Raw genomic sequence first — 9,664 nt, forward strand, 5'->3', positions numbered from 1 at the left:
GCGAGCCGATCGCCACCAAGCACTCCAAGCGCAAACGCAAGGGCGAGGACTTGGAGTTCGGCTACCCGCTGCTGCGGCTGCTCGTCCTCATTGAGTGCGGCACCCGGGCCGTGCTCGGCGCCGCCTTCGGCCCGGAGAGCGAGGGAGAGAGCGCATACGCCGAGCGGCTGCTGAGCCGGTTGACCCCCGGGATGCCCGTACTGCTGGACACGGGCTTCGACAGCTGGCCCCTCCTGTCCCAACTCCGTTCCACGGGAGCTGAGTTCCTCTGCCGCTCCGGTGCCCGGCGCATCCCGCTGATCATCAAGCGACTGCCGGACGGCTCCTACCTGTCGACGTTCGGCATGGGGAAACTGCCGGTACGGATCGTCGAGGCCTGGATCACCGTGACGTACCAGGACGGCACCGTGCGCCGAGAGCAGTGGCGCCTGGCCACCAGCCTGACGGACCACATCCGCCACCCCGCCGCGAGTTGGTCGATCTCTACCACGAGAGGTGGCAGGTCGAGACGGCCTATTTCTCGCTCAAGGCCACAATGCTCGACGGCCGGGTCCTTCGCTCCACGTGCTGCACGGACATCGACCAGGAGGTATACGCCCTGCTGACCGTCTACCAGGCACTCGTGCGGATCGCGGGCGACGCAGCCGCCAGTCGGCCGCGCCTGGACCCTGACCGGATCAGCTTCACCGTCGCTCTGGATGCCGCCCGCGACCAGGTCACCAACGCCGGCGGAGTCCTCCCTGGCAACATCGCGTTGGTGGGGGCGATCGGCCGCGCCGTCCTGGACAGCCTCCTGCCCGCCCACCGCCGACAGCGAGTCAAGGCCCGTACCCGCAAGAACCCGACCAGCAAGTACAGCAAGAACTCCACCCAGCACCCCGCCGCCACCCAGCACTACACCCTCAAAACCGAAGTCATGGTCATGGAGCAAGGCTTGAAGGCCAGGTCGAAGCGTTAACTCAACGGCGTTGACTCCAGCCGTAGTTCGTGATCACGGGCGGGTAGGCGCTTGGAACGCCGGGGCCCCTTGGTACGGCAGTTCGGTGTTCTGTGACTCTGGCGCCTTAGCGACTGCAGCAGCCCGCCGGCCGCGCTGTGCCCGCGGCGAGTGTTGTGGAAGTCCGTGATCCAGGTGGCGATCACGCGGGCCTCGGTTCGGGTGGCGTACCGGTTTAGTCGGCCTGGAGTGCGGTGCCGGCGTTGCCGTCGGCCCGCTTCTCCAGGCCTTTCGCCGATCCCGCCGTGCGCCTCACCAGGGGCCCGCATGTCATCAGGACGCGGTCGTGACGCGGTCGAGACGCATGAATGGCAGCATCGCCGCATGGCGACGACGAGATCACCCAAGCAGCGTAGAAGGCTGGCCATCGGTGCCAGCGTGCTGGCGGCGGCTGTGGTTGCTGCCGGGGCGTACTGGGGTTACGTGCCGATCTGGCCGGGCATCGGAGGTGTCGCGCGATCACCCGGGGTGGCAGCCGCCAGCCGGACTGCGTCTGTGGAGCTGAACCGTCGCCTGTCCGAGATGTCCGGCGCACTCCCGGGCTCGCCCAAATCCTTGGGAGACGCGGCCCTGGACCGCTGCCTCCGCGAGCATCGCGAGTTTGGCTCCGACTCCGCACTCCCGGTGTTCTGCCAGCGGCAGATGGCGCTGTACGTGACCTTCGACGGCGGACTCCAGGATGTGGCCCGCAAGTGGGACGAAGCGCTCACTGCCAAAGGCTGGCAGGGCTCCCTAGCGCCTCTTCCACCCGGCTCCGGCTATACCGCCGAGCGCTATGACTACGTCGACCCCGTGACGGACGACTACCTCGTCATCACGATGATCAGCGACCAGCAGTCCCTCCCACTGCTCTCGAACGAGCAGTACTTCGAAGGCGCCGCCCAACACCGCCGCGAATACCGGCCGTTCGGCGACCGACAGGCCGCGGAATCGGCCCTGTCCGGCCGACACCACGTGGCCGAGATCTCGCTGATCCGGACGTACTTCTCGGAGGGGCCCCGGCCGAGACCGCCCTACTGATACTCCAGCCGTAGTGAGTGATGTTGCCGGCGGGGGCCGGAGCGGAGACGGGTGCGGCCACCGCTGATCATCGGTGTGTGAAGACAGAAGATCATGCGGTGGCCGCAGGTCACAGCGTAGACCCTGCCCGTTGGCAGGAGGCGTTCGAGGGCCTGATGGGCCGGATCGCGGGGCGGTTCGCGCGGGTCGAGCCCCGGCGTCGGGTACAGCAGTTGGTGCTTGGGCTGCTGTCGGACGGCGGCCTTCTGGCGGATTGCGGTCTCCAGGGCCCGCCACTCCGGCGACCTGCGGCGCAGAGAACCCGCCCGCCAGGACGCAAGCTTCACGGAGCCACGAATGAAGGCCCAGGCCCCTGCCCCGTACGCGGCGACGACGGCGCCTCGCCAGGTGTGGATGATGAGGTACCCGGCCGCTCCGGCGGCGGTAAGCGCTATCGCCACCAGGGCGACGCCGACCAACCGATGGTGCCGTCCCAGCCGCTCCACCAGCGGCGAAGCCCTTACGGTCTGAACCATGCTGTTGCGCCTTCTACTTGGTACTCGGTGGTCCTGGCCCGCCGCGCACACCTCGGGGGTTGGTGCACGCGACCGACCAGGGATGCCCGCCGGGGCAACGTCCCCGGCTGAGCGGCCCGCCGGGACTGGGGAGGGCCTTCTCCGGCGGGTTGTCGGTGCGGCGCTGATCGGCTTCAGCGCCGCGAGAACCGCAGCGCAGCCACAGACCACGAGGGCCACAACCAGCCCCGCAGCGAGAATCAGACGAACCGTCACGGCGTCGGCAGACTGCGGCGCTCGCACCACGCTGCCCACGCCCCGTACAGCGGGACGGCGCACAGGACCACGGTCGCAGCGGTCATCAGTCCGACCAGCGCGCGGGTGCCGTGCTGCTGTGGGTCGACCAGCGAGGCCGCACCGACGGCAATACCGGCGCTGACGGCCACGATGCCGGACCACGCGGTGAGCCGGGCCAGGACACCCGGTCTCGCCCGCACTACCTCACCACCAGGAGGCAGGGAGCGCCTGACTCCGGGTAGCGCAGCTGCTCGCCATCCGTCAGGTACTGCGGGGCACCGAGCAGCGGCTCAACTTCGGGATCGAGCCTGGCCGGCTCGGGGGGCTCCGACCAAGCGCCGTAGTCCGTGTTCATGAAGGAGTTGGGCCTGTACGTCATTCTGGGCTCTCCGGCATCGGGAGGTGCGGAACGGGGACGAATCGGCAGCCAGCCGTGCGATATCAGCCACCCGAAGGGATCCACTAACTCCAACCTCGTGCTCACACAGTCACGTTCTTCCTGGTCTTCGTCAGGCGGCCGACCCGCTGAAGGAACGGCTCATCCGTGTGTGCCACGTACTCCAGCGGAAGCGTGTAGCCGAAAGATCCACAGCCGGGGCAGTGCCAGTCACGGACGCCGTCAGCGTTCGGAACAGTCACCGCCACCTGCCGGCCGCAGTCCTTCATGGGGCACGGCAGCGGGCCTTCCTCGGTCATACGGCCTCGGCGCCCGACTGAGATGTCTGCGCGTCGGCTCCGCGCCGTATCACCACCGCGAGTTGAGCAACGACATCGGGTCGAGCCCTGCCGAGCTCCACCAGGCAGACGCCACTTCCGAAGACCGGAACCTGGTCAACCCCCAGGGATGGCAGCACGACGCCCGCGAGCGACAAGGCACCGAGCAGGTCGTCCAAAGCTGTCACCGCTTCTGCTCGAAACACCCGGGCATGACGCTGCACCACCGAGCTCCAGCGCTGCGAGTGCTCGCGGGGCGGAGGACTAACCACTGTCACGGAGGACATCAGCATCTCCTGAGCTATCCGAGATCTTCCCGCTCCAGCGGGCTGCTGACGTCCAGTCAACGCCTCGGCAAAGCTGTGGGACCATCGTCGATGCGGCGCTCGCATACGGATATGTGCCGGACGCATACGGATACATGATCGGGCTGGTCGAAACTCGTAGCGTGGGGGAAGCTGTTGAACTGGAAGTCGGCAGCAGTCCGGGACGCCTCCCGGGCAGGGAACTACGGCAAGGTCATTGAGCTGGCCAGGACGGATGCCCGGATTACGCAGACTCAGCTGGGGCAGGCATGCGGGCTCTCTCAGCCCGCCATTTCTCGGCTGGAGAAACGAGGCTCCGGCGCATACGCCATGGACCAGCTGGCGCGGATCGCGGCCCACTTGGGCATTCCTCCGCAGCTCTTAGGCCTTGCCGAGAATAGAACACTGGCACGAAACGAGACAGAGCACGTGGAGAGACGGGGATTTCTCAGTGGGGTAGCGGCCGCAGTCGCCACCCCTGTGCTCGCTGTCTTCCCAGATACCACTGATGGTCCGGGGCACCAGGCTGCCGCACTGCGCCTGAGCACGACCTCTTACAGGCGATTGGACGGGACGACGCCCTCCCGCGACCTCTCCGAGGCTGTCCACGCCCACATGCGGCTGATTCAAACCCTGATGGCCTCAGCACCCAGCGACACCCACCGCACGCAACTGGCTGCGGTCGCCAGTGAAGTAGCGAGCCTGGCTGGGTGGCTGGCATGGGACATGGGCGACCACGGGTCCGCCCGCTCGTTCTACGGTGCGTCCATCAAAGCAGCGCGAGCGGCAGCGAATCCGCTGCTCATGGCATACCAGACCGGAAGTCTGGCCCAGTTCGAGGCTCATGCAGGTAATGCTGCCCAGGCGCTGAGTCTCGCCCAAGGAGCCCGCCGTTTCCTCGGACCTCAGCGTCCGGCTGTCGCCGATGCCTGGCTGTCCTCGGTCGAAGCACTTGGATACGCAGCCGGGGGCGACAAGCGCGCCGCCGACCGGGCACTGACTCGCAGCCGGGCCACCGCCGAATCCCTCTCCGACGCCGAACCTCCGCCGTGGCCCTGGGTGTTCACCTTCGATGAAGCCAAGGTTGTGGCATGCCGAGTCACTTGCGGAGCCCGGCTCGGAGCACCGGAATGGGTTCTGAACGGTGACACCGACGCCCTTACCACCGCCCACCCCAAGCAACGGGCGCTATTGGTCTTGGATATCGCCGCCGGCCACGCAACAGCGGGACGGATCGAGGCTGCGTTCTCGCTCGCCTCCCGTGCGTTGCAGATCGGTCTCCAATACCGGTCCGGGCGCATCGTCGAGCAAGCCCGCGCAGTGCGGCGTCTGCTCACCTCCAATGCCCCGCCCAAGGTGGTGCGGGACTTCGACGAACGCCTGCACGGCGTTTACCTGTAGGAAGGACGCTCTATGCGTGTGGGGATCACCGGGCACCGCGGCCTGACCGGCGAACTGGAACAGCAGGTACGGCAGCTGCTCGATCAGGAGGTCCACGGCCTGGACTCAACTGAGCTGACGGCGGTGTCGTGCATCGCGGACGGCCCGGACACCTGGCTTGCCGAGGCGGTTCTGGGTCACGGTGGCAGGCTGGAAGTCATCGTTCCCGCCGAGAAATATCGCGGCAGTCTGCCTGAGTGGCACCACGACGCGTACGACTACTTGCTGCGCCGCGCAGCTGACGTTCACCACACCGGCATGGTGGAGTCCGATGAGGCCGCGCACATGGCTGGTAGTGAAGTCCTGGTCGGTCTGGTGGACGAACTCATCGCGGTGTGGGATGGCCTCCCCGCGCGCGGCTACGGCGGTACCGCCGACGTAGTGGCATACGCTCACCGCACCGGCGTACCCGTCCGGGTGTTGTGGCCCGAAGGCGCCGTCCGCAGATAGTAGCCACCGTCCCGAGGTGCGCGGACACCCAAGCCGCACTGAGGGACTGCCATCGCCACTGTTCACAGAACGGGCCCGGCAGGCCCGATGCCAGTTCGGCAGAACCCTTCCTGACTCATGCATGAATGAATTGCTGACCGGCCACCAGCACCAGGCTGGGCACGGAGTGCATCGATCCCTGTCCCAGCTTTGGGCCACGTGACCAACGTGACCAACAGCAGTCGGGGGCACCCCGAAACGGGCCAGATAGGCGAGCAAGCGAGGCTGTCAGCTCGACCGCGTGTCAGTGCCGTTTCAGCAGGTCAGAGGCATAGAGAGCTGGTGTCCGAGGCGAGAGTTCAAGCCCCCCTCGGACACCGACTGTGAGCCCACGGGCTTCAGCGAAGTGCTGGTTGAGATTCATCTCAACCAGCACTTTTTGCTTTCCCGAATGATTGGTCAGGACCAGCCCGAGCCGCAGGTACAGATCGGCGCGTTCGGTGGTTTCGGTGTCGGCGAGGACGGCGAGGAGGTCGCTGTTGGCCCGGACGAGGGCGGCGATGTCGTCACGGGAGGGCTGGCTGCCGCGCGCGAGCTGGGCGGCGCGAAGCTCGGCTTCGGCTCGGGCGCGGGTGGCTGACCCGTCCGCAGGACCCGGGGTTCTTCACCCGCGCGGGCGAGGTCTGCGACCTGTACCGGCACTGCCCCGCCAACTCGGTGGTGATCAGCGTGGACGAGAAGACCGCGATGGGTGCCCGCTCACGCCGTCACCCGACCATTCCGACCGCGCCCGGCCGTCCGGGGCGGGTGGAGTTCGAGTACCGCCGCCACGGCACCGCCTCGATCACCGCCGCGCTCAACGTGCACACCGGTGAAGTGATCACCGAGGAGCTGCCCCGCAACGACTCGAAGCACTTCATCCGCTTCCTGCACCGCCTGGACACCTGGATCAACAAGGAACTGACGGTCCACCTGGTGATGGACAACGGCTCCTCGCACACCTCCAAGGCGACCCGGACCTGGCTCAAGGCCCACCCGCGTTTCGTGGCCCACCACACGCCCAAGCACGCTTCGTGGTTGAACCAGGTGGAGATCTTCTTCTCGATCCTGGGGCGCCGGCTCCTCCGGCGCGGCGAGTTCACCGCCTGCCAAGACCTCCTCGACCGAATCGACCTCGATGCCGGCACCGCGACCATCCTCCGGTCCCCGACTGGCGGCCCCGGCACGCCAAGCCGCATGAAGCAGCCGAACCACCCCAGCAGGACTCACGCGCAGTAGCACTAGCGGAGGCGGGCCAGCAAGTGGGCATCGAGGAAGCGCCGCTCAGACGCCGGGTCGTGGAGCAGCCGGGCGAACGTGACGAGCCCGGCCCCGGCCAGCAGCTCGGCGAACCGGTCCGCCGGCCAGCTGTAGGCGGGCGTCACCTTGTGGTCGAAGCGGACCGGCTCGGGCGCGTCGGTCGCGAAGAACGAGACCAGGAGCAGGCCACCCGGTGCCAGGACGCGCGCCTGCTCGGCGAGCAGCGCGGGTAGTTCCCCAGGAGGGGTGTGGATCATCGAGTAGTGGGCCAGCACGCCGCCGAGCGCGCCGTCCTCAACTGGAAGGGCCTCCATCCGCGCTTCGTCGAACTGCAGCGCTGGATGGGCCCGCCGGGCGTGGTCGACCATGGCCGGGGAGAGGTCGAGCCCGAAGGCATCCAGCCCCAGGTCGTGCAGCAAGGCCGTCAGATGTCCGGGCCCGCAGCCGACATCGGCCGCCCGCGGGTTCCCCGTCCCGCGCACCAGCTCGGCGAAGGTGCCGACCATGGCCCGCGCGAACGGCCGCGTCTCCAGTCGATCAGCGAACATCGACGCATACAGGTCGACGATCCCGTCGTAGGCCGCCCTGGTCTCATCCTGGTGCTCCGCCACGGGAAGGAAGTTAACACCCCCGTTCGCAGCTGTTCTCCGGCCGGGGTGGCGGGCTGACGCCTGAACGCCAAGCGCGGCGCGAGCGGATCCGGATGGAGGCCGCCGAGCATTTCGCAGCCGCGGCTTCCAACGGGGAGGCCGCCGAAGACCTGAGCGTGTTAGCCCCACCGGCTCCAACCCGATGTCCGACAGAGAGCCAGGCCAGCTTGTTGGATCGTCAACTCGCCTAAGTGGTCGAACGCTTGTGGATGCTTACTCCGGCTCGGGATCCAAGAGCCGTCGGATGATCCGGCAACAGGGGACGAACGCCAGACGAAAACCCGGTTCCTGAAAATTCTACGCGCATCCACTTGCCCGGCCTCCGTTTCGCGGCGACCATACGGACCGAAGTCATCTGACCATGCACGATCATGTGTGGAGGGGTGCCGATGAGCAAGTGGAAGAAGAGATCGGCGAGTGTGGCTCTGCTCGCCGCCGTCACGGTGGCGGGGGGCTCACTGGCCACGGCCGAGGCCGGAAAGCACCCCACAACCGGCGTCGGCTCGTGCACGCTGAAGGGGTGGAACCCGGCGACCAGCCCGACGAACGCCAAGAACCTGCCGGTCGGTCAGCGTCCGCAGACCTACAAGCCGGACGACTTCGACTGCACCGGCGCGGTGTTCGCCGCGCCGGGCGTGGAGTTCGCGAAGTTCCCGCAGCCGAAGAACTTGAAGATCACCGACAAGAACGTCGTACGGACGGCCGACGGCAAGCAGTCGGTCGTGGGGCAACCCACCGCGGCGGTGAACCCGCTGGCGCCGTACTTCCCGCCGTTCCAGCACTTCGTGGTCATCTACCGGGAGAACCACACCTTCGACGACTACCTCGGCGACTGCGCGACCACGATCAGCCCCAGTTGCAACGGCAAGGTGCAGAGCACCAACCACATCAGCTCCGTGCCGAACCTGCACTCGCTGGCCAAGACCTACGCGTTGTCCGACTCGTACAGCACCGGCACCCAGCCGCCGTCCGGCCCCAACCACTGGTGGCTGTTCTCAGGGCAGTCCGCGTCCAGCAGCCAGCAGCAGTCCTACCCTGCGAACGGCACGCAGTTCGACCGCTTCCTGCAAGGCGCCTCGGGCCCCACCGACGAGGGCACCAACGCGTGCACCACCCCGACCGGCACCAGCAGCGGCACCAGCCCGTACACGTTCATCATGAACGGCGACTTCTACTGGATGCTCAGCAGTGGCAGCGGCTACTGGAAGAACCCGGCCGACGGCAAGCTCGAAGTGCTGCCACCCAACCGTCCGGGCACGAACATTCCCGAAGAGCTGCACTACAACGAGTACACCTGCCAGAACCAGAGCATCCCTGACAGCACGGTCGCCAACGACTACATCAACTTCATCAACACCAACGGGATGCCGGCCTACAACTACGTCGAGCTGTTCAACGACCACCCCGGCACCTACCAGGACGTCTCCGGCAACGACACCGCGACGAACAACATCGTCAACGCCATCGAGAGCAACCCGACGTACAAGAACAACACGCTGATCGTGGTCACCGAGGACGACACCCAGAACGGCAGCAACGGCCCGGACCACGTCAGTAACACCTACCGCGTGCCGCTGGTCGTCATCGGGCCGTCGGCCTACGTCAAGCAGCAGTACGTCTCGCACGTGGCGTACACCACGAGCAACGTGCTCGCGGCCATGGAGCGCACGATGGAGAACGTGCACTCCGGCGTCATCGACCCGAACGACAACCTGGGCCTGTCCACCTTCCCGATGACGACCGCGGACCAAGCCGCGCTCGGCGACCCGCTCGAGGACTTCTGGGTCCAGGGCTCGACCCCGCTGTCCGCGAGCGCCACGGGATCCCCGACCACCGGCAACGCACCGCTGACGGAGAACTTCACCGGCTCGGCCACCGGCGGCACGGCCCCGTACACGTACAGCTGGAACTTCGGTGACGGGACCACCAGCACGACCCAGAACCCGAGCCACACCTACAGCACCGCGGGCACCTACACCGCGACGCTGACCGTCACCGACAGCGCCTCGCCGGCCAACA

11 protein-coding genes and 3 pseudogenes are annotated in these 9,664 nt (G+C 67.2%); 10 read left to right on the forward strand and 4 right to left on the reverse strand.

What is annotated here, in order from left to right; all coding sequences use genetic code 11:
* The 4 genes and pseudogenes from P3T39_RS36450 to P3T39_RS36465 form a co-directional block, all read left to right on the forward strand.
* Positions 1–605, forward strand: a pseudogene (locus P3T39_RS36450) (hypothetical protein); the annotation flags it as partial.
* Positions 606–622: 17 nt separating this feature from the next.
* Positions 623–958 carry a hypothetical protein gene (locus P3T39_RS36455; protein WP_280703621.1) on the forward strand — a complete coding sequence of 112 codons (336 nt, stop codon included), beginning with the start codon at positions 623–625 and terminating at the stop codon, positions 956–958.
* A 363-nt stretch (positions 959–1,321) separates the two neighbouring features.
* Positions 1,322–2,017: a hypothetical protein gene (locus P3T39_RS36460; RefSeq protein WP_280703622.1), complete on the forward strand. Its 696-nt coding sequence runs from the start codon at positions 1,322–1,324 to the stop codon at positions 2,015–2,017.
* Between the two features lie 98 nt (positions 2,018–2,115).
* Positions 2,116–2,253 (forward strand): annotated as a pseudogene (locus P3T39_RS36465) (IS701 family transposase); the annotation flags it as partial.
* A gap of 530 nt (positions 2,254–2,783) precedes the next feature.
* Here P3T39_RS36465 and P3T39_RS36470 read toward each other — a convergent pair.
* The 3 genes from P3T39_RS36470 to P3T39_RS36480 form a co-directional block, all read right to left on the reverse strand.
* On the reverse strand, positions 2,784–3,008 hold the full coding sequence (locus P3T39_RS36470) for a hypothetical protein (protein ID WP_280703623.1): 225 nt from the start codon (positions 3,006–3,008) through the stop codon (positions 2,784–2,786).
* Complete coding sequence (locus P3T39_RS36475; RefSeq protein WP_280703624.1) at positions 3,008–3,187, reverse strand: hypothetical protein; 180 nt, start codon at positions 3,185–3,187, stop codon at positions 3,008–3,010. Before P3T39_RS36475 ends, P3T39_RS36470 begins: the two co-directional genes overlap by 1 nt.
* Before the next feature lie 313 nt (positions 3,188–3,500).
* Positions 3,501–3,809, reverse strand: coding sequence for a hypothetical protein (locus P3T39_RS36480; protein WP_280703625.1), 309 nt, complete (start codon positions 3,807–3,809; stop codon positions 3,501–3,503).
* A 174-nt stretch (positions 3,810–3,983) separates the two neighbouring features.
* Between P3T39_RS36480 and P3T39_RS36485 the strand changes: the two are divergent.
* The 5 genes and pseudogenes from P3T39_RS36485 to P3T39_RS36505 all read left to right on the forward strand — a co-directional run.
* A pseudogene (locus tag P3T39_RS36485) lies at positions 3,984–4,199 on the forward strand (helix-turn-helix transcriptional regulator); the annotation flags it as partial.
* A gap of 243 nt (positions 4,200–4,442) precedes the next feature.
* A complete protein-coding gene (locus P3T39_RS36490; RefSeq protein WP_280703630.1) occupies positions 4,443–5,228 on the forward strand; it encodes a hypothetical protein in 786 nt (261 codons plus the stop codon).
* Positions 5,229–5,240: 12 nt separating this feature from the next.
* A complete protein-coding gene (locus P3T39_RS36495) occupies positions 5,241–5,717 on the forward strand; it encodes a hypothetical protein (RefSeq protein ID WP_280703626.1) in 477 nt (158 codons plus the stop codon).
* 286 nt (positions 5,718–6,003) lie between these two features.
* On the forward strand, positions 6,004–6,336 hold the full coding sequence (locus P3T39_RS36500) for a hypothetical protein (RefSeq protein ID WP_280703627.1): 333 nt from the start codon (positions 6,004–6,006) through the stop codon (positions 6,334–6,336).
* Positions 6,333–6,974: an IS630 family transposase gene (locus tag P3T39_RS36505; protein WP_280703631.1), complete on the forward strand. Its 642-nt coding sequence runs from the start codon at positions 6,333–6,335 to the stop codon at positions 6,972–6,974. Before P3T39_RS36500 ends, P3T39_RS36505 begins: the two co-directional genes overlap by 4 nt.
* A gap of 2 nt (positions 6,975–6,976) precedes the next feature.
* Here P3T39_RS36505 and P3T39_RS36510 read toward each other — a convergent pair whose 3' ends face one another.
* Positions 6,977–7,606, reverse strand: a complete 630-nt coding sequence (locus P3T39_RS36510) for a class I SAM-dependent methyltransferase (protein ID WP_280703628.1) — start codon at positions 7,604–7,606, stop codon at positions 6,977–6,979.
* Between the two features lie 428 nt (positions 7,607–8,034).
* On the opposite strand from P3T39_RS36510, the gene P3T39_RS36515 reads away from it, so the two are divergent.
* The coding region (locus P3T39_RS36515) for an alkaline phosphatase family protein (RefSeq protein WP_280703629.1) at positions 8,035–9,664 on the forward strand (1,630 nt) is incomplete at its 3' end.

Source organism: Kitasatospora sp. GP82, assembly GCF_029892105.1.
GTDB lineage: Bacteria > Actinomycetota > Actinomycetes > Streptomycetales > Streptomycetaceae > Kitasatospora.

Bases quoted from the DNA above. Each gene is read 5' to 3' on its own strand.
- P3T39_RS36460 (WP_280703622.1), top strand. From the start codon at position 1,322: ATGGCGACGACGAGATCACCCAAGCAGCGTAGAAGGCTGGCCATCGGT.
- P3T39_RS36475 (WP_280703624.1), bottom strand. From the start codon at position 3,187: ATGACGTACAGGCCCAACTCCTTCATGAACACGGACTACGGCGCTTGG.
- P3T39_RS36480 (WP_280703625.1), bottom strand. From the start codon at position 3,809: ATGTCCTCCGTGACAGTGGTTAGTCCTCCGCCCCGCGAGCACTCGCAG.
- P3T39_RS36490 (WP_280703630.1), top strand. From the start codon at position 4,443: ATGCGGCTGATTCAAACCCTGATGGCCTCAGCACCCAGCGACACCCAC.
- P3T39_RS36495 (WP_280703626.1), top strand. From the start codon at position 5,241: ATGCGTGTGGGGATCACCGGGCACCGCGGCCTGACCGGCGAACTGGAA.